At 34.6% G+C, this 20,303-nt stretch carries 20 protein-coding genes; all 20 read right to left on the bottom strand.

Annotated features, from left to right (window positions below):
- Nucleotides 1-3: 3 nt before the first annotated feature.
- Nucleotides 4-234, bottom strand: a complete 231-nt coding sequence (locus BN2144_RS00300) for an anti-sigma-F factor Fin family protein (protein ID WP_033826378.1) — start codon at nucleotides 232-234, stop codon at nucleotides 4-6.
- A 118-nt stretch (nucleotides 235-352) separates the two neighbouring features.
- The gene (pth, locus tag BN2144_RS00295; protein WP_033826377.1) at nucleotides 353-913 is read right to left on the bottom strand and encodes an aminoacyl-tRNA hydrolase; all 561 of its coding nucleotides are present in this window, start codon (nucleotides 911-913) and stop codon (nucleotides 353-355) included.
- A 179-nt stretch (nucleotides 914-1,092) separates the two neighbouring features.
- Complete coding sequence (locus BN2144_RS00290; RefSeq protein WP_033826376.1) at nucleotides 1,093-1,713, bottom strand: 50S ribosomal protein L25/general stress protein Ctc; 621 nt, start codon at nucleotides 1,711-1,713, stop codon at nucleotides 1,093-1,095.
- Between the two features lie 131 nt (nucleotides 1,714-1,844).
- Nucleotides 1,845-2,795: a ribose-phosphate diphosphokinase gene (locus tag BN2144_RS00285; RefSeq protein ID WP_033826375.1), complete on the bottom strand. Its 951-nt coding sequence runs from the start codon at nucleotides 2,793-2,795 to the stop codon at nucleotides 1,845-1,847.
- Nucleotides 2,796-2,809: 14 nt separating this feature from the next.
- The gene (gene glmU / locus BN2144_RS00280) at nucleotides 2,810-4,183 is read right to left on the bottom strand and encodes a bifunctional UDP-N-acetylglucosamine diphosphorylase/glucosamine-1-phosphate N-acetyltransferase GlmU (protein WP_033826374.1); all 1,374 of its coding nucleotides are present in this window, start codon (nucleotides 4,181-4,183) and stop codon (nucleotides 2,810-2,812) included.
- 246 nt (nucleotides 4,184-4,429) lie between these two features.
- Nucleotides 4,430-4,720 carry a septation regulator SpoVG gene (gene spoVG / locus BN2144_RS00275; RefSeq protein ID WP_033826373.1) on the bottom strand — a complete coding sequence of 97 codons (291 nt, stop codon included), beginning with the start codon at nucleotides 4,718-4,720 and terminating at the stop codon, nucleotides 4,430-4,432.
- A gap of 141 nt (nucleotides 4,721-4,861) precedes the next feature.
- A complete protein-coding gene (purR, locus tag BN2144_RS00270; RefSeq protein WP_033826372.1) occupies nucleotides 4,862-5,683 on the bottom strand; it encodes a pur operon repressor in 822 nt (273 codons plus the stop codon).
- 98 nt (nucleotides 5,684-5,781) lie between these two features.
- Complete coding sequence (gene ispE / locus BN2144_RS00265) at nucleotides 5,782-6,651, bottom strand: 4-(cytidine 5'-diphospho)-2-C-methyl-D-erythritol kinase (RefSeq protein ID WP_033826371.1); 870 nt, start codon at nucleotides 6,649-6,651, stop codon at nucleotides 5,782-5,784.
- A gap of 168 nt (nucleotides 6,652-6,819) precedes the next feature.
- Entirely contained in the window at nucleotides 6,820-6,996 is a 177-nt protein-coding gene (locus BN2144_RS00260; protein WP_033826370.1) for a small, acid-soluble spore protein, alpha/beta type, read from the bottom strand.
- 51 nt (nucleotides 6,997-7,047) lie between these two features.
- The gene (locus tag BN2144_RS00255) at nucleotides 7,048-7,575 is read right to left on the bottom strand and encodes a type I 3-dehydroquinate dehydratase (RefSeq protein WP_050632152.1); all 528 of its coding nucleotides are present in this window, start codon (nucleotides 7,573-7,575) and stop codon (nucleotides 7,048-7,050) included.
- A 271-nt stretch (nucleotides 7,576-7,846) separates the two neighbouring features.
- Nucleotides 7,847-8,866: a proline dehydrogenase family protein gene (locus BN2144_RS00250; protein ID WP_033826369.1), complete on the bottom strand. Its 1,020-nt coding sequence runs from the start codon at nucleotides 8,864-8,866 to the stop codon at nucleotides 7,847-7,849.
- A 186-nt stretch (nucleotides 8,867-9,052) separates the two neighbouring features.
- On the bottom strand, nucleotides 9,053-10,276 hold the full coding sequence (locus tag BN2144_RS00245; protein ID WP_082195104.1) for an ISL3 family transposase: 1,224 nt from the start codon (nucleotides 10,274-10,276) through the stop codon (nucleotides 9,053-9,055).
- A gap of 610 nt (nucleotides 10,277-10,886) precedes the next feature.
- Nucleotides 10,887-12,107: an ABC transporter ATP-binding protein gene (locus tag BN2144_RS00240; protein ID WP_033826367.1), complete on the bottom strand. Its 1,221-nt coding sequence runs from the start codon at nucleotides 12,105-12,107 to the stop codon at nucleotides 10,887-10,889.
- Nucleotides 12,108-12,428: 321 nt separating this feature from the next.
- Nucleotides 12,429-12,683, bottom strand: coding sequence for a biofilm formation stimulator Veg (gene veg, locus BN2144_RS00235; protein WP_033826366.1), 255 nt, complete (start codon nucleotides 12,681-12,683; stop codon nucleotides 12,429-12,431).
- A gap of 294 nt (nucleotides 12,684-12,977) precedes the next feature.
- Nucleotides 12,978-13,844: a sporulation peptidase YabG gene (yabG, locus tag BN2144_RS00230; RefSeq protein WP_075047774.1), complete on the bottom strand. Its 867-nt coding sequence runs from the start codon at nucleotides 13,842-13,844 to the stop codon at nucleotides 12,978-12,980.
- Nucleotides 13,845-14,013: 169 nt separating this feature from the next.
- Nucleotides 14,014-14,898, bottom strand: coding sequence for a 16S rRNA (adenine(1518)-N(6)/adenine(1519)-N(6))-dimethyltransferase RsmA (rsmA, locus tag BN2144_RS00225; protein WP_033826365.1), 885 nt, complete (start codon nucleotides 14,896-14,898; stop codon nucleotides 14,014-14,016).
- Nucleotides 14,891-15,454, bottom strand: a complete 564-nt coding sequence (gene rnmV, locus BN2144_RS00220; protein ID WP_033826364.1) for a ribonuclease M5 — start codon at nucleotides 15,452-15,454, stop codon at nucleotides 14,891-14,893. The genes rsmA and rnmV overlap by 8 nt, the downstream gene beginning before the upstream one ends.
- A gap of 212 nt (nucleotides 15,455-15,666) precedes the next feature.
- Nucleotides 15,667-16,863 (bottom strand): G5 and 3D domain-containing protein, encoded by a 1,197-nt coding sequence (locus BN2144_RS00215; protein ID WP_033826363.1) that lies wholly within the window; start codon nucleotides 16,861-16,863, stop codon nucleotides 15,667-15,669.
- 284 nt (nucleotides 16,864-17,147) lie between these two features.
- Nucleotides 17,148-17,915 carry a TatD family hydrolase gene (locus tag BN2144_RS00210; protein ID WP_033826362.1) on the bottom strand — a complete coding sequence of 256 codons (768 nt, stop codon included), beginning with the start codon at nucleotides 17,913-17,915 and terminating at the stop codon, nucleotides 17,148-17,150.
- Nucleotides 17,916-18,259: 344 nt separating this feature from the next.
- The gene (gene metG, locus BN2144_RS00205) at nucleotides 18,260-20,218 is read right to left on the bottom strand and encodes a methionine--tRNA ligase (protein WP_033826361.1); all 1,959 of its coding nucleotides are present in this window, start codon (nucleotides 20,216-20,218) and stop codon (nucleotides 18,260-18,262) included.
- Nucleotides 20,219-20,303: the final 85 nt, after the last annotated feature.

Genomic DNA, 20,303 nt, shown 5'->3' with positions numbered 1-20,303 from the left:
AAGCTAGTGGATAATATAATCAGTTTCATAATTGCTCGGATTGATTGAAAAAGATTCATGACAGTTTTCACAAATACTCTTAACCTCAATATTCCCAGTAAGGTCGTACTGTATCATATTCATTCGTTCATCTTCCGTTAACTTATGAAACCCAAGTTGTTCATAATTATATTGTTTTTCATCCAATGTACCTAATTTCGTACCACAATATCTACAAAAGTAATGAATTGACATACACACTCACTCCTCTAATGGTAAATGAACTTTTACTTATATGTTCATTATTTACCGTTCAGGAGTCGTTTATTCCACCCGTTATACAGAATTCAGCTTTACTTACGATATTTATTCTTCAATTGTTAAATATATTCATAACATCTATAAAAGGTTTCTCTAGCCACATTTCAGCGGCTTGCCCACTTTTCTTAATCATTTCCTCAATAAGTGGTTTTTCTTCTGGTTTAAACTTTCCTAACACATAGTTTGTGACAGGTAAGCCTGCATCCGGCCTTCCAATTCCAATTCGTATTCGATTAAATTCTTGTGTTCCTAGATGTTTAATAATGGACTTCATGCCATTATGTCCGCCAGCACTCCCTTTATACCGTAATCGGATTTTTCCAGGGACTAAATCCAATTCATCATAAATAACAAGTAGATTTTCTTCGGGTAAGTTGTAGTAGTTCATTAACGGGACAACCGCTTCACCGGAAAGATTCATGTATGTCATCGGCTTTAAGAGAATTACTTTTTCCCCGTTAACGACTCCTTTTCCAAATAAACCTTGGAATTTTGTCTCTTTTAGCTCTATATTCCACTGGTTACTGAGGAAGTCAATTACTTTAAATCCAACATTATGTCTTGTTTCGGCATATTGTTTCCCAGGATTCCCCAACCCGACAATCAACTTCATATTCTCCCCTCCTTATTTAAGTATACCTGTCAAAATATATCGTTACAAAAAATTTCATTGTAGAAAATGAAAAAACTAAAGAAGGGGCTGTCCATTGTAAAAGACCAACCTACCAAACTACTGGAGTATATTCATCCAATAACGGTTGGCGTTGGTGACTTATGGAGCAGCCCTTCTCCTTATTCTTCTCTACCTTCTAGGTTATCAGGTATACCAGGTTCTTGTTCTTCACCTGTACTAATTTCTTCCTCTTGCTTTGGTGGTAAAATAGAAGCAATTACTTGATCATCATCATGATTAATGTCTAAAGAATATTGCTGTTTTATATCCCCGACAGTAATTGTTTCTCCTACTTTTAAATTTTTCACATCTACTTCAATTGTATCTGGCATTTGATTCGCACTAGCCGAAATTGATAACTCATGAATCGCTTGTTGGAGAACCCCACCATCTTTTACACCTTCTGCATCATTAACTAACGCAACCCGCACATCCGATGTAATAACTGTACTTGGATCAACAGCAAAGAAGTCGACATGAATAATTTCTCTTGAAAGTGGGTCAACCTCATAATTACGAACGATCGCCTTTTGCGTTTTACCACCTACGTCTAAAGAGAACATTCCATTTTTCCCAATTTTGCCTAACTGCTTTTTAAAATCTGCCCGTTCTACAGAAATTGGCGTGGTATGAACATCTTTTCCGTATATAACAGCAGGAATACTTCCTTTTCTACGTAATGAATTATTTGAAGCTCTTGACGACTTTGTTCTTTCTTGTACATGTAAAACAGCTTCCATCGATTTGGACACCTCTTTTTTCTTACTTATTCATTAATAATATGTCCAAAACATGGCTAGTTAAATCTAACTTAGATGAATTTATATTACTCAATCATCTTTTATCATTTCTTATATACTATTTAATTTTACTAAAACAGGACACTTACTGATTTATGTTCGAATACACGAATAATTGCTTCTGCTATTAATGGTGCAACCGATAATTCATTAATTTTATCTATTAATTGTTCTTCTTTTAGTGCAATTGAATTTGTTACAACTAATTCTTTAATTTTCGAATGCTGAATACGTTCAATTGCTGGTCCAGATAAAACAGGATGTGAACAACATGCATATACTTCTTTTGCACCATGCTCTACTAACGCATTTGCTGCTAGTGTAATTGTCCCTGCTGTATCAATGATATCGTCAATAATAATAGCTGTTTTCCCTTCAATATTACCAATAATATTCATTACCTCAGCTACGTTTGGACGAGGACGACGTTTATCAATAATAGCAATTGGTGCTTTTAAGCGGTCTGCCATTTTGCGTGCACGAACAACACCACCATGATCAGGTGAGACAATGACTACATCTTCAAGGTTTTTCTTTTTAAAGTAATCAGCTAAAATACCACCGGCCATTAAATGGTCAATAGGTATATCAAAAAAGCCTTGAATTTGTGGAGCATGTAAATCTAATGTAATAACCCGAGATGCACCTGCCGTTTCCAGTAAATTAGCCACAAGTTTAGATGTTATCGGTTCACGAGAACGCGCTTTTCGATCTTGACGAGCATATCCATAATAAGGCATAACAACATTAATTTTCCTTGCAGAAGCCCGTTTCAAAGCATCAATCATAATTAGTAGTTCCATTAAGTGTTCATTTACTGGGTTACTAGTTGATTGGACAACAAATACGTCACAGCCCCGAATACTTTCTTCAATGTTAATTTGTATTTCCCCATCACTGAAACGATTAACCGTGCATTTACCAAGGCTTACACCAATTACTTCTGCAATTTGCTCTGCCAACTTCGGGTTGGAATTTAAAGTAAATAATTTTAGCTTATTATCTGGGTACTGGTTGGACATGATGAACCTCCTGGTTAGTCTTTTTTTATTCGTTTATTTATATAGTTTTCCTTATTAACTTGACGGGCACGCGCAATAGAAAGTGCGTTTCCTGGCACATCACTGGTAATCGTCGAACCAGCGGCTATGTATGCACCTTCACCAACTTCTACAGGGGCTACTAAATTTGAATTACAACCAATAAAGGCACCGTCATTTATCTTTGTCTTAAACTTATTTACACCATCATAATTAACCGTGATTGATCCACAACCAATATTTACGTTACTTCCTACTTCCGCATCTCCAATATAGGATAAGTGTGATGCTTTACTTCCCTTACCAAATTCAGCCTTTTTAATTTCGACAAAGTTCCCTATCTTCACTTCATCATGTATCATTGATTGAGGCCGAATATGAGCAAACGGGCCAATTTGTACAGTTGCACCAATTTCACTATCAAAAGCTACTGATTGTCTAACCGTCGTTTTATTTCCAATAGAGCAGTTTACAATTTCTGTATTTGGTCCGATTACACAATCATCACCAATACTTGTGTTGCCTTTGAGAATCGTCCCTGGATAAACAACCGTATCTTGACCAATTTGTACGGATGCATCAATGTATGTTTGTTCTGGGTCAACTATTGTAACGCCATTTCTCATATGCCACTCATTGATTCTCTGCTGCATAATTTTACCAGCCTTTGCAAGAGCAATACGATCATTCACACCTAACGTTTCGTTAAAATCATCCGTCCGATAAGCTGTTACAGTTTCGCCCGCTTCTTTTAATATTTCTATTACATCTGGTAAATAGTATTCATTTTGAGCATTATCATTAGATACTTGTTCTAACGCATTAAATAAAGCTGTATTATCAAAACAATAGGTGCCAGCATTTATTTCTTTTACTTTTCTTTCTTCATCAGTAGCATCCTTTTGCTCAACAATTTTTTCGACATACCCTCTATCGTTTCTAATAACACGTCCATATCCAGTTGGATCATCTGCTATTGCTGTAAGGACAGTCGCTTTTGCACCTTCCTGAATATGATAATCCATCAAAGCTTGTATTGTTCCCGCCCTCAATAGCGGTGTGTCACCACAAACGACAAGAGTAAGTCCTTGCTTATCTTGTAATAAGTCCTTCGCTTGCATGACTGCATGGGCAGTTCCCAACTGCTGTTCTTGCAAAACAAAGTCACAATCATTCCTTAACTCTTCCTTAACTTGATCTGCACCATGGCCTACAACCGTTATAATTTGGTCAGCACCTACTTCTTTCATTCCGTCGATAACGTGCTTAACCATCGATTTACCACAAACAGGATGCAATACTTTATAAAGTTTTGATTTCATTCGGGTCCCTTGACCTGCTGCTAAAACAATCACATAACGTTTTGACATGCGCACCCTCCATATACCTTTTTATCCATTATTGAATATATATCAATTAGAGACATATTTCAAGGAAGGATGTGATATATATCGGTGAAAAAAAATTCATTTGTGACATTAATTTCAATGAATTAGCTATGTATGATCATCATTGACAATATCTATTTTATTTATTGATTTTATTTATTCATTCTAAGTGTTTTGGAAATTTAAAAAAGAGCCTTACACTCGTAGGCTCTCAGTTGCACTTTCTATTCAGGATGCCCCAGCTTCTTCTAACTCTACTTCTACTTCTCCTAAACGATGGTATTCAGATAACACCGCTTCTTGAATTTTCCCTCTAGTAGTAGAGTTAATTGGATGGGCTATATCTCTAAATTCACCATCAGGAGTACGTTTGCTAGGCATCGCTACAAACAATCCATTGTTACCATCAATAACACGAATATCATGAACAACAAATTCATTATCGAGAGTTATTGAAGCGATTGCTTTCATTCTTCCATCCGTATTCACTCTTCGTAATCGAACGTCTGTTACTTCCATTCGTTTCACCACCTTAAAGTAGACTTAATAATTTAATTTCTACAAATTTTTTTATATTCCTTCTTCTTTGATAAACTTTTTTATTTTTTTATCGAAAGAAGTAATAGAAAGTTATTTAAAAGGTTATCTAGCAGGCTTCTATTAACTATTCGTAAAATAGTTACCTTCATGAACAGATATTTGTTTTTCTCGTACATCTACATTTGAAAGTTTAACTAGTGAGGTGTATTGATCAATTAATCGGTCCTCCACCTCTTCTGATTCAACTAAAACTGCAATACCTGCATAACTTGCATTAAATTCATTTAGTAGACTAATCATTCCATTGATTGTTCCGCCCGCTTTCATAAAGTCATCAACAATTAAAACATTTGAACCATCCTTTAAGCTTTTCTTTGCCAACAGCATTGTTTGAATTCTCTTCGTGGAACCTGACACATAATTAATACTAACGGTTGAACCTTCTGTTATTTTTGCGTCCTTTCTTACGATAACAACAGGAACGTTTAAGTATCTTGCCGTTCCATATGCTAGAGTAATTCCTTTTGTTGCGACTGTCATTACTGCATCAATATCCTTATCGGCATACTTGGAGGCAAACATTCGTCCAACTTGATCCATTATCGTTGGATTCCCAACTATATCTGCCATGTATAAATAACCACCAGGCAGTAGCCTATCAGGATCAGCAATAATTTGGCAAAGTTCCGAAACAAAGGGTTTTACTTGTTCTTCATTAATTTTTACAATATATTTTACTCCTCCACTTGCACCTGGGATTGTAACAAGTTTCCCAATCCCTTGCTGATCAAAGATATCTTTTAATATTGTTAAATCCTCACTTATTGATGACTTTGCCGCCTTATATCTTTCTGAAAAAAATGTTAACGAGATTAACTCTCTAGGATGGTTTAATAGATAGTTGGTCATGTCAATAAGCCGCTCACTTCTTTTCCAACTCAAAAAAAATCACCTCTAAATACGAATATTTTAATTAATATATTATATTAATATTCGCATTTTATCAAGATGATTTTCGTTTATATGTAGAAATATTCGTATTACAAAAGTTCGTTTTTCTTTCCTAATATTCGGACAGCATAAACTTGATTACAATAACCTCTTAATCCATTGTATAGTCTTTGCATTCGTGAATCATGTTGGACTAATCCAAATACTGTCGGACCACTCCCGCTCATAAGTACTGCATCCGCTCCAAATCTTTTCATATCTTCTTTTAAATTTTTCACTTCTGGATAACGCGTTAACGTGACTGATTCAAGTACATTGCCTAAATTATTACACATCGATTCATAATCACCGTTATGAATTGCTCTTACCATCGATTGTGTACTAGGGTGATTAACTGTATTTACGTCTAAATGTTCATATACCTCTCCTGTCGATACACCTATTGATGGCTTTGATAGTACAACCCAACAATTTGGAGGGGGCGGCAAAGGAGTAATTACTTCTCCTCTTCCTTTCGCTAGAGCCGTTCCACCATAAACACAGAAAGAAACATCAGATCCAATCTCTGCCCCTATTTTTGCTAATTCGTCAATTGATAAACCAAGGTCCCACAATTTATTCATTCCTCTTAAGACAGCTGCGGCATCACTACTTCCACCTGCTAATCCTGCTGCAACTGGGATATGCTTTTCAATAGAAATGGAAACACCTGTATTTATATTAAACTTGTCCTTCAATATTTTAGCCGCCTTATATGCCAAGTTTCTTTCATCATCTGGGACAAAGCGAGTTTGCGATTGGATAATAATTCGATCATCTTTAATTAACTCAAGCTCCACACGGTCTGCTAAATCAACTGTTGTCATGACCATTTCCAATTCGTGGAATCCGTCTTCTCTTTTATAAAGGACATCTAATGACAAATTGATCTTAGCTGGAGCTTTGACAAGAAGTTTCAAAACGTCCACCTACTTTAATCGGAATGTATAATTTTGTATTATTTTATCACATAACTTAATAAGAAACGAATGCGAGTAAAAAATCTGTTAAAATAACAAAAAATCCGAGGAGAATCCCCTCGGATGAGTCACAGTAAATTATTTGTTGTTTCTAGGTGATTTGAAGAATTACTGCCTATTTTTTAGTTGTTCTTCAGCAATCTCAATTGCGCGTTTCACCATATTCCCCGCATCTCTCGCCCGAATACCGCCCCAACCTTCCTTTTGGACGACATCATAAAAACCGAGCTCCTTTGCTAATTCAACTTTCATTTCCTCAGACATAATTCCTCTTTTTCTACCCACAGCGACAACCCCTCTCATACTGTGACATTTTTAGCTTTTACGAATCATGCTTCAAACATTCACGGAAAAAAGTGGCTTAACAGGACTTACAATACGATATAAGTTCCTGACATAGNCAATTTCATCTTTTGATGGCGTTTCATGAAAATCATGATATGAAATAATAGTATAAATAGAGTTTTTCACAGCAAGTGAAATAAGTTCAGAAACGAGAGTATCCCCAGTAAATAGTTCGATATCAATTACGTCGACTAGCTTTGTTTCAATCACTGTTTCTAGTAGTTTTTTATAATAACGAGTTGGAAGATCTTTCAAGCCGCCTTCCTTCTTCGTTCGAAAAGTAAAAAGAAGCGGAATTTGTTTTTGTTCTTTTCTCATTTGGCATAGTAGATTAATGACAGAATCTAAATGTTCAACTTTCTCGTATGCATCAGCACGCCATTCGATAATATCTGGTTCCAGATTCATAACAGTATTAAATTGTTTTAGCACTTCTTCATTAGTTTCCCCGATGATCGGTATGATTATTTTCGGCTTCCCTTCACCGATGACAATACCGTTAATATTCCATGTCTTCACATCCAACCCCCCAAGCTTTACAATTCGTTAAAATTAGTGTACCACATTGTCGTAAATCTAAGGAGGACTTGTTCGAAATGTTAACTTACTTTTCCTTGTAACGTACCCATATACAGAAACTAGCAATTTACTACATAGAGAAACCTGGTGTCAAAGCCTTAAGGCGAAACCGGAGACTAGAGTTCGCCGAAAAGAAAGAGAGTTTTTCGACTTTGATGTAATGCACCGAAGCCTTCCTAGTAGCTTAAAAAAAGGTGGACGATTCCACCTTTTATGCTTTATCTTCTTTCTTTTCATTCTTCTTTTTACTTCTCCATAACATGTACAATGAGACCGCTAATGCCCCGGTTAAAATTGGTTCTTTCTTCAACTTGTTGTCGCTTGTATAAAATGTGTCTTTGACGATTAAGTTTAAGTTTTGTGGTCGTTCGGCAAGCCGGCGCATGTAATAACCGAACCAGTCATTTCCGAATGGCATATATGTTGTCACATTGTAACCTTCACGTACTAATTCTTGTTGCAATTCTTGACGGAACCCATATAAAAATTGGAAATCAAAAGCATCCTTGGAAATATTGTTCATAGCAACGAATGATTTTAACTCATTTATAATGTAATGATCATGTGTTGCGATGGAAGTAAACACGCCACTTAATAAGCGTTTTTTCGCAAGTTGCAAATAGTTACGATCAATTTCTGCCTTTGACTGGTATGCTACATCTGGATTTTCTTTATATGCGCCTTTTACAATTCGAACACGAACATGTTCTAACTCATCCATCATTTCTTCTGCACAGAATAAATAACTTTGAATAACGGTACCGACATGATTGTACTCTAATAAAAGCGTTTTCAAAATATCGATTGTCGGTTGAAAATGAATATAATCTTCCATATCAATATTAATAAATATTTCGTACCGGGTTGCGGTATCTAAAATTTCCTTCATATTTTCTAAACAAAAATCATAGTCGATATCAAGTCCAAGTTGCGTTAATTTTACGGAAACATGACAATCTAAATGTTCTTCATAAATTTTGTCAAGAAGTCGAATGATTTGTTGCTTCGCGAGTCTTGCTTCTGACTTTTCAAAAACAAATTCTCCTAAATTGTCTACCGTACAATGAATACCTTGGTCATTCATTTGTTTTATCGTTCGAACAACTCCATCAATATCTGTACCAGCAACAAACTTTTCCGCACCGAGACGGACACCCCATTTTTTTGCTGCTTGATTCAACAATTTATTATTGGATAAGCCGATGAAAAAATCTCTCGTTAAATTAGCCATATCTCTTCCCCTTTCCAAAGTCCGTTTCATAATATAGGAAACAATTATTATATTAAAAAAAGGAAATTGCACTTAATTAATGGTTCTTTGTCAAATGTTGGGGTTAAGCTACCGCGCTTTCGCTTGGTGACCTTTTATTGTAGGTATGAAATAAAATTCATACCTACAATAAAAGGGGGATTATTTCTAGCCTAGATGGACCCCTATTCCTTTATACTTGTGTGATAACAATATTCTAGCTCTTGCTCGTTTGAAGTTTCTGAAACCATACGCATTCCGTTTTATTACCTTTGTGTGGTTATTTATTCCTTCCAGAAATCCATTAGAATAGCTATACATAAAACTATTTAAAATTTCTTTTTCCCAGTTTTCAAACGTCCGTATGCTGCGTAGAAATTCCTGCACTCCAGTATCTCTAACTAACTGATAAAACGTGTTTAAGCCTTCTTTGGTTTTACGCATACCTTCTGAACCATTTTTTTTCGCTTGTTTGAACCATTCACAATAAGCCTCTTTTAATTGATACGCCATATCTAGTTCCTTCGACATACCACGGTATCGATCTAGGTACCATCTCTCGTTTTCGGTTAGTTTCGCACTATCTTTGTAAAATACATATCTCATTTTTTTACACTTTTTCCGGTCATAATCATTCCAATCTGACTGAATCCGCCTTCTTACTTTATCAAGTGCCCAATAGATATAGCGACAAAAATGAAAATGGTCGGCTATAATTAGTGGATGATCTAAGGCCTTTCGTACAGCCGATTTAAAGGAATGGCTCATGTCCATAATGACTATTTCTACATTGGCCCCATACTTTCGTAAGTATTGTGATATTGTTTTTCCTTTTCTATTCGGTAATATATCCAAAGGCTCTCTTGTATCTCCGTTTGCGATGATTAACTGATACTTTCCTTCTTTGGTATCCCCTTTATACTCATCTATAGCGATTACTCTCGGGAGTTCCTTAACTTCCCCTACTTCATTTTCGGCAAATGCATCAAATCGTCTTATAACCGTTGAAATCGAAGTACCATATTGTTGAGCTAGTTCCTTAAATGTTTTGGCTTGAACACTTCTCACGTTTACAGCCTGATTCCACTCTTTGGTAAACCGTTTATAACGCTCCACAAAATTGTTTTTCTCAGGAAACCTCTTCTCGCAAGCATCACAACGATATCGTCTCTTGTTATAAAAGATATAGCAGAGGCGTTCAAACCACTTTAAATGCTTGATTTTCTGCATTCGATAATCATGAATTTGTCGTGTTTTGGCACCACATCTAGGACAAGTATGTGTGCGTGCTTCCATTTCAACAAACAACGCTAATCTGTCATCCATTTGTTCCACTTTTAGTATTTTTACGTCTTCTAATCCTGGCATAATTATGTTATTATTCATTTGCACACGACTCCCTTTCTTTAACTTGTTTCTGTCAATTCAAGTATAAAAGGAAATTAGGAGTCGTGTGTCTCTTTTTTTTGAATCTTTTATTAACCCCAACATTTATTATAGAGCCGGAATTTATTAAATAGACACCAAAATGCGCTCCCGAAGAGATCCATAGAATTCACAAAAAATGTGAGATTCCTAGAAGCTCCAGAGAGCGCATAGCGTTTATTCCAATATTAAAATATTGCTAAGTTACCCGCCAACCCTTAAAAAGGTTGCAATAAAATAACAAAAGAAAATACTATATATTTATAGTTTACTATTTGAAAATAGGAATATCAATCTTTTTAATTCAAATTGTTTGCTAAATTGTTTGAAGGTTATTTAGAGCGATTCTTGAATTATCAATATATGTTCCTGCAAAAACTAGTAAGAATACGAGTAAACATGTAAATATAAACGAAAATACTATTATGAGCTTTTCAATTTCATCCACCCAAAATTTTTTAGTGAAGTGGTCTGGAGTTAACAATTACCAAAAAGTATTTAGTAGTTAAATATTTTTGGATTTTTCCGTTTTAAATATCCACCCTTTGAATACTCCACCTCAAAAATTAATAATTTTTTATAAAAGAAAGTGAACATAAGACTGTCTATTTTTGGACATTTTTTCATAATTACCTTTTTCAATAATATGTCCATCAAGTAATACAATGATATTATCATAGAGTTTAAGAGATTCGTAGTCTACATGATGAGCGACTGAAACAACTGTCAAATTCTTGTCGTTTAAGATTAGTTGTTCAATTTCAATTGCAGTTTCTTTATCAAGTGATGAAGTAGCTTCGTCCATTAACAATATTGACCTATTTCTTAAAAATGCACGGGCGATTTCAATTCTTTGTTTCTGACCACCTGATAAATATTTTCCATCTTCTCCAACAGAATAGTCTAATCCCTTTTCATAAATAACATGATCTAAACCAGCACGGGAGCAAGCAAGAATGATATCTGTATCTGAAAAGCTATCCCCCAAATTTACATTATTCCGTAATGTATCATCAAATAAAAATGGTCTTTGATTGATCATAGATATTATTTTATAGTATGATAAAGTATTAATAAATTTAATATCTTTTCCGTCACAGAAAATATTTCCGGAATAATTTTGTATTCTTTTCTGAAGGATTCTTAATAACGTACTTTTTCCGGAACCAGAAGGACCTGTAATAAGAATCTTTTGACCTCTTTTTATTTTTATATTTATATTAGATAATATTTTTTTACCATCAATAGAATATGAAATATTTTCACATATTAATTCGTTTATAAATTTGATTGGTTCCTTGTCATTTGATTCTTCTTTATTAACATTTTCAATTACATCCTGAATACGGTCGCGAACTTTTTTAGTAGTTAAAATCTTACTATATTCTTTAAATATAGTTAGCGCTGGATTCATTACAGTGTTTGACAATTGTATAATAGCAACAACTGTTCCTAGTGAAATGGTGCCTTTTATAGCAATTAATATTCCATAGAGATTAACGAAAAAGAAACCTAAAATCCCAAGCAGCCCGACTACATTATCTGTTACTACTCTCCAATTATTTAGCTTTGCATAACTTTGTTCCACAGAACTATTATAATTATTATTCTGATCAATAACTTTTTCCTCTAACCCATAGCCCTTAATAGTATCTATACCACTAAATGCATCTCTCACTCTAGCTGTATATAGTTCGTTTTTATTTGTCCAATCTTCGGTTTGTTTCTTAATATTTTTTTTAGTAATATACGGAATTAAAGTTGGTAGGACAAAAACTAATATTAATAGAATACTCATTGAAATATTTAAATAAAANCTTCCATTTCAACAAACAACGCTAATCTGTCATCCATTTGTTCCACTTTTAGTATTTTTACGTCTTCTAATCCTGGCATAATTATGTTATTATTCATTTGCACACGACTCCCTTTCTTTGACTTGTTTCTGTCAATTCAAGTATAAAAGGAAATTAGGAGTCGTGTGTCTCTTTTTTTTGAATCTTTTATTAACCCCAACATTTATTATAGAGCCACATAGAAGCGGTTATCAATGGAATAAGTGCGATGGGAAGAGTCGAAATCAAAAATAAAAAGCAGCGAACAAAAGTTCACTGCCCACTTATACTAATTCTTGTTTGTCTTCGTAAAATGTTAGTTGTACCGTTTGCGTTAAAATATCCGCATAACTGTATGATACCCGTTCAAATGAATTTTCATCTTGATCTAACTCAATAACAAAAACGGCTGGATATGTCTCAGCTAATACACCTGTACGTTCAATCGTTTTTTTACGACCACCGTTAGCTTTCAACATGAGACGCTTTCCTAAATTACCATCAAGACTTTTTTTAATATCTGACAATGTTCTTGGCATATCTTCTACACCTCACTGATTATTATCATATCAAACCCTATCAAAATTGTCAAGGCTAAAATTTAAATTATATCAAGGATAAAATTTACTTGTCAACAACTTTATTTGTCATATTTCTACTTTTTTCGACATAAATAGCATTGCCTAATTTTCCAACCTTTATGTATGATAATAAAGTAAATTCTCTTTGCCCAAAATAAATTATTTTTCTCTAAGTGATACAAAGGATTTCTACAAAAAATTGCACTACCGGAATCCCAAAAGTGATGTTGATTCCATAGTAGTGCAAGCAGTTTAGTCACTTTTTGGATGGTAAGGCATCCCCATACGCAATACGCCCTTTGTCTCTATTCCCCCGATTCCTTTTTCACCAGTAATGGTATTCCGTAATATTTCCCATACGTGTGTTCTTTCAGTAAACGGGGTATAACTTAATTTTGAAACAATGTAAACAGGGTCTAAGGCATGAATATTTACTCTTGTTGGTGAGCTAGCAAAGTTTGCCCCAGCTGCAATTAATGATTCAAAGTGAGATTGACATGCTCCAGCAAAAATTATTAACTGATCTAAACTAGGAAATTTACTTCTTATTCTCTTTACCGTTAAAATGAAATCTTTAGAATGACGATATGCATTTAAATCGTTCATTCTTCCTTTATGTTGGGAATAGGAATCATGGCCAGTAATAACAAGTATATCTGGTCTAACTTCATTGACCCATTGTGGAACTCGATTCGGCATCTCCTTCTCATCACAATAGACCCCTGTAACAGGTACACCTAGTTTTCTATACATAGTTAAACATTTTTTTAAATAACTAGGGTCCCCGTCTATATGAAGGACTTTACCTGGTATTTGAAACAGCTGGAAATCTGCGTTATAACCAAGAGTAGATTCATATTCCTGTCTTTCAATAATTGTTTTATAATCTTGCCTAAATAAGTAAAAGGACTGCTCTTCTAATTTGCGAAATGGAGCCAAAATTTCATTTTTCTCCCGATGATCTAATACAATTAAATCGTCAATAGGTGCATCGGCTATTAACCTAATATCTTCTCCATACAATAGTGCATATGTGTTGCCATCCTCTTTAAATATCTCAATAACTCGAAATGGTATATCACAATGATACGACTTTCTCCCAACAATTTGATTTATCATTATCCCATGGCATTCACTCCATGTATATAGAATAAAAAGGCTTTTATACAATATGCAAAAGAAAACTTATCGGTGAAAAATAACAGCTTTATTCAAATAGTTCAAATAAAAAATAGAAAAAACGAATTGTGACAAGATATGTTCCTGTAACAACCCGTTTTTTAACTTTTTAACTTTTATGGAAATCTGCTAGTAGTTCATCACTTAATTGCGCAAATTCTTCAATTGCTAAAGTTTCTCCTCTTCTTGATGGATCAATTCCTGCACGATCTAATGCTCCTTGAACCCGTTCCTTTTTCTCTTTTCCTTGTTCAAGCTGACTAATTAAATTATTTAAGATTGTTTTCCTTCTTTGCGCAAAACAAATTTTAACAATTTTAAAGAAAAACTCCTCATCTTTCACTTGAACTGCTGGCTGTTTTCGTTTCGTAAGTTTGACTACAGCAGAATCAACATTTGGTTGTGGGATAAAAACTGTTTTCGGAACAGTCATAACAATTTCCGCTTCTGTATAATACTGAATTGCAATACTTAAAGATCCATAATCCTTCGTACCAGGCTTTGCAGCAATTCGGCTTCCAACTTCTTTTTGCATCATAATAACCATGGAGCGAAACGGTAAATGATCTTGTAAACATTTCATAATGATTGGTGTTGTAACATAATAAGGGAGATTTGCTACAATTGCTAAATCATCGATGCCCTCTAAATGTTGCCTTATTTCGTTATAAACATCAGCCTTTAAAAAATCTTGATGAACGATAGATACATGGGGATATGGTTGTAACGTATCAGCCAAAACTGGTAACAACCTTTGATCAATCTCGAAAGCAAGCACTTTTTTACACCTTTTCGCTAATTGCTCTGTTAAGGCACCGATACCAGGTCCTATTTCAATTGCTCCACTTTCATTTGTTAACTCTGCATAATCAACAATTTTATTTAAAATGTTCGTATCAATTAAAAAATTTTGTCCTAAGCTTTTTTTAAAGGTAAAACCGTACTTTTCTAAAATTGCCCTCGTTCGAAGTGGTGTTGCAATATCTTTATTCATGTATTTGTTCCTCCTGAAAAATTGTATGAACGGCCTCTATAAATAAATCTCGAGGAATTTGGAACATTAACAAACGTTTATATAACTGTTTACCATTTGTATAACCAATTTTTAAAATTTCTCCTAATCTTTCTCTACGCATTTTTGCAGATGGGTCACCAATTAGACGGTAATATATTAAGTCTTCTTTCGTAATTTCTTCTTTTGGCTCTGTCTCCATTACATGTGCTTCCTTTAGCGCTAATCGAATGGCATCAGGTGTGGCATGTTCTACCCCCACGCCCCTCCCTAATTTTCCTATGGCCTCTTTTTTGGGGATAAATGCATGTTTACAGTTTGGTACTCTCGCCACAATTGTTTTTCTAATTTTTTCACCCGGAAAGTCAGGATCAGTAAAAACAATAACCCCACGAGTCTGTGCGGCTAACTCAATTTTTTTTAATGTTTCTTCATTAATGGCGGATCCATTCGTCTCGATTGTATCTGCATCAATAGCTCTTTTTATGGCGACCGTATCATCTTTTCCTTCTACAACTATAATTTCCTTTATTTTCATTTTTACCTCCAATATAGACAATTCTAATTACGATTTATAGTGATTCCAATATTCATTTACTAGTGAAAATACTACATTTATTATTATTCACTTTCTTTCCAATCTTCTTTTCAAATGATTATAAAGTAACACAGCTAATTTATTTCATTACACTTTATTATGATATTTTCCTTTAGAAATGTAAAATGCAGAGGGAGTATTCCCTCTGCATTTTATTTTAATACTCTTACCTTTACTTTTTTATTTCCCCAACGATATGCATCACTTTTAGATGCAAAGAATACGTCAATTTTATGTCCTTTAATTCTACCACCTGTATCTGCGGCAACTGCATACCCGTACCCCTCAACGTATACCTTCGTTCCTAGAGGTATTACATTTGGGTCGACAGCTATAATTTTTGCATTTGGATTCGCACGCAAATCAAATCCTGTAGCTGTTTTCCCTGAGCAGCCGTTACAAGATGGTGTATATGCTGTTGAACTAACATAAAATTCTTTTCCTGTTTCACTACCACGAGAGACTACTTGTGTCTTTTCTGTTTTTGTACCGACTGCAACTACTTTATCTGTTGCCTCTTTTATTACCTTTTCACTTACCAATTTTTTTGAAACTTCCTCACCGTTTTCTAAGACAACTTCATACGTCTTTTCTATTTTTCCATTTTTCCCTTCTTGAACGACTTGTTGATTTCCTGATTTTAATGTATTATCCTTTTTCGTTATCGTTGCAAAATTAATTGGCTCTTCAACTACATCGGTGACTTTTTCAACCCGGGTGACTGTAACATTTGATTTTCCGTTAATCATTTTATCCAAATCCGGCTCAACACGGTCGAGTTTGTTTAGTTTAATTCCTTGCTGTTCTAAAAAGTCAACGACCGTAGTCGAAGTTGACCATACTGTTGAAGTTTTCCCTCCGTCATTAACGACGATCTGAAAGGCTTTTTCTAAATTAATTTTTAACCCTTGTTTGATTTTCCCATTTTTTGGAACGCTTAGCTGGTCATGTTTATTTACTTCAACTTGATTTTCTTTTAAAAATTCTTTAACCGTTTTGGTTGTTGTCCATACATTCTTTTCTTTCCCATCAATCGTTAACGTAACGAGAGATGCCGGATTCCAAACAATTTCCATCTCACTTTCCAGTTCCGTACTAATCTTTGGATACACATAGTCTTGTTTTTTATAGTTGATATTTTCCTGTGCTAACAATTCTTCTACCGTTTTCGCATGAGTGTATATTTCCTTCTCTTTCCCATCTGCTACCAAGGATACATTTTTCTTCGTTCCTTGATAAATGAATAGACCTGTTAATCCCGCGGTGACTATGAAACTACTAATTATAATTAGTACCTTTTTCCTTTTCTTACTTTCTGTAAACAGGCCTTTCACTTCTTTAAAATTCATGCATGGACCTCCTTTTTTTGGGGGTGCGTTCGTTGACATTGTCTATTAGGTGAACCTTTTAAAAGCCATCACATCCTCTACGTTGTTAATTCATGTTATGACTACTTTCATAGAAAAATGCACCTAATAATCTACTAAAAAAAGTATGGACGTTATAAATCTATGTTCTACATTATTGCATATATTCCTATTTTCAAAAAGAAAATCTTATCGACAGCATTCTTGTTACTAAGTAGGGATGATGACAGTTATCAGAAGGATTTGTCACATCCCCGATTATTTTGTCACTCTATACCGAAAATTACTTTTGCATTTTTTGTCGTTGCTTCAGCTACTTCTTCAAATGAAATTTCTTTAATATTTGCTATTTGTTCTGCGACTAATTTTACATATGCAGGCTCATTTCTCTTTCCACGAAATGGATGTGGCGCTAAATAAGGACAATCCGTTTCAATTAATAGCCGATCCAAAGGAACTTCTTTCGCTACCTCCTTTGGCTTTCTTGCATTTTTGAAGGTTACCGGTCCTCCTAATGAAATATAAAAATTCATCTTCAAGCATTGTTTCGCTGTTTCTACACTTCCGCTAAAACAATGCATGATACCTCCAACTTCTTCTGCGTGTTCTTCTTGCAAAATGTTTATTGTATCTTCTATCGCATCTCGCGTATGTATCATTATTGGTAACTTTACTTTTTTAGCTAATTGGATTTGTCTCCGGAACAATTTTTGCTGAACATCCCTCGGTGATTTATCCCAATGATAGTCAAGTCCAATTTCCCCAAATGCAACAATTTTAGGATGAGTGCATAAATCCTCTATCCAATATAAATCCTCTTCAGTACAACCAATTGCATCAACAGGATGCCAGCCAATACAACCATAAATATGGTCATATTTGTCAATTAGCTCCATTGTCTTTTCTATTGTCTTTCGATCAAAGCCAACGACAACGATATTTGAAACCCCTTCTTCTTCTGCCCTATTTATAACTTCTGCTAAATCGTCATTATAGTCATCTGCATTTAAATGGGCGTGTGTATCGAATAACATAGTCATTCTCCTTTAATATTAGTAAAATTAATCAAAGAAGAAATAATCCTTTTATTCATTGTTTACCCTAACATAGATATATTTCAGCCTTGTAACAATCTTGTATTATTTTGGGCACAATAGGATTTCATTCTTCTAATTATGATAAGATTGTATAAATCATAGCAAAATCGATTAATTCTCGACAAAAAAAGACTGCCTTCATTTATCTAACATACCCTAACGAGCCCATAATTAATTGTTCTTGGTGGTTCCCTAGAAAGTATGTTAATTGAAAACAGTCTTCAAAAAGTTTGTTTCTATAAGCTGCTTTTACTCTTGGAATTCCTAATCTACCCGTATTATTACCTTACTTTCGCTCCAATTGGTAAACGTTCATCAACCGTAGCTAAAGAAAGAATTCCATCCTTTTCACCAGATAAAATCATTCCTTCTGATAATTCACCACGCAACTTTACAGGTTTTAAATTTGTTACACAAATAACTCTTCTTCCAATTAATTCTTCCGGTTTATAAAACTCAGCAATACCTGAAATAACTTGTCTTTTTTCATAGCCTAAATCCAATTGGAATTTTAGTAACTTATTTGCCTTTTTCACCGGTTCACACGAAATAACTTTCGCAACACGGAGGTCTACTTTCAAAAAGTCGTCAATCGTGATCTCTGGTAATGTTTCTGGTTTATCTTCCTGATTTTTGTTTTCTTCTTGTTTCTGAACGGATCCTTGCATTTTTTGTTTAATATAAGCAACTTCCTTTTCAACTTCAAGTCTTGGGAAAATTGGGTCGCCTTTTTCTACTTTTGTATCTGAAGGTATAATGCCAAATTTGCTTAAACTACTCCATGATTGAAGACTTTCATCTTGAATATTTAATTGTGAAAATATTTTCTTCGGTGCATCCGTTAAAAACGGTTTTAACATAATGGCAACTCGTCGTAATGTTTCGGCAAGGTGAGCAAGTACACTTCCTAATTCTCCTCGTTTTGTCTCATCTTTCGCTAACTTCCAAGGCATTGTTTCATCAATAAATTTATTTGCTCTTGCGATAATATGCCAGATTTCTGACAAAGCAACAGAGAACTCCATCTTTTCCATTGCCGCTTCATATCGGTGGTAACCATCCACATTCACTTCAACAAGAGATTTCTCATACTCACTATTTGAATTTTCATAAACTGGAATAACACCATCAAAGTATTGGGTAATCATTGCAACCGTTCGATTTAATAGATTTCCTAAATCATTAGCTAAATCAAAGTTAATACGTTCCACAAAGTTTTCTGGTGTGAAAACCCCATCAGATCCAAATGGTACTTCTCGAAGTAAATAGTAGCGTAATGCATCTAAACCGTAACGATCAATTAACGTAACTGGATCGACGACATTCCCTTTAGACTTGGACATTTTTCCATCCTTCATAAGTAGCCATCCATGTGCAAATACTTTCTTCGGTAACGGTAAATCTAATGCCATTAAAATGATTGGCCAATAAATTGTATGGAAACGAACAATTTCTTTCCCTACTAAATGTACATCTGCAGGCCAATACTTCCGATACTTCTCATCATTTTCAGTACCATATCCTAAAGCAGTAATATAGTTTGACAACGCATCAAGCCATACGTATATGACATGTTTCGGATTACCTGGAACTTTAATTCCCCAATCAAAGCTTGTTCTTGATACAGCTAAGTCCTCTAATCCTGGTTTAATAAAATTATTAATCATTTCGTTTTTCCGTGATTCTGGTTGAATAAATTCAGGATTCTCTTCATAATATTTAAGTAAGCGATCGACATATTTACTCATTTTAAAGAAATACGATTCTTCTTTTACCTTTTCTACTGAACGGCCGCAATCAGGACAATTTCCGTTTACTAACTGGCGCTCAGTAAAGAATGATTCACACGGAGTACAGTACCAACCTTCATATTGATCAAGATAAATATCCCCTTGTTCTACTAACTGTGCAAATATTCTCTCAACCACTTTCACATGTCGATCTTCCGTTGTACGGATAAAATCATCATAAGAAATATCTAATTTACTCCATAAGTCTTGAATACCAGCAACGATTTCATCGACATATTCTTTTGGCGTTACCCCTTTTTCTTCTGCTTTCCGCTGAATTTTTTGCCCATGTTCATCTGTCCCTGTTAAAAACATAACGTCATATCCTTGCAAACGCTTATAACGGCTTATTGCATCCGCCGCAACGGTCGTATAAGCATGTCCAATATGCAAATTTCCACTTGGATAATAAATAGGTGTGGTTAAATAAAATGTTTTGTTTTCAGACATTCCTTGATCTCCTCATTTCCTCTAAAATAATAAAAACGCCCTCAGAGAGCGGTCCGAGAGCTGATTCAAATTTTTACTTGGAAAA

Source organism: Bacillus andreraoultii, from assembly GCF_001244735.1.
GTDB classification, from domain to species: Bacteria; Bacillota; Bacilli; order Bacillales; family Caldibacillaceae; genus Caldifermentibacillus; species Caldifermentibacillus andreraoultii.
Note: the sequence above shows the minus strand (reverse complement) of the source record. Positions and strands in the feature narration are given on the sequence as shown.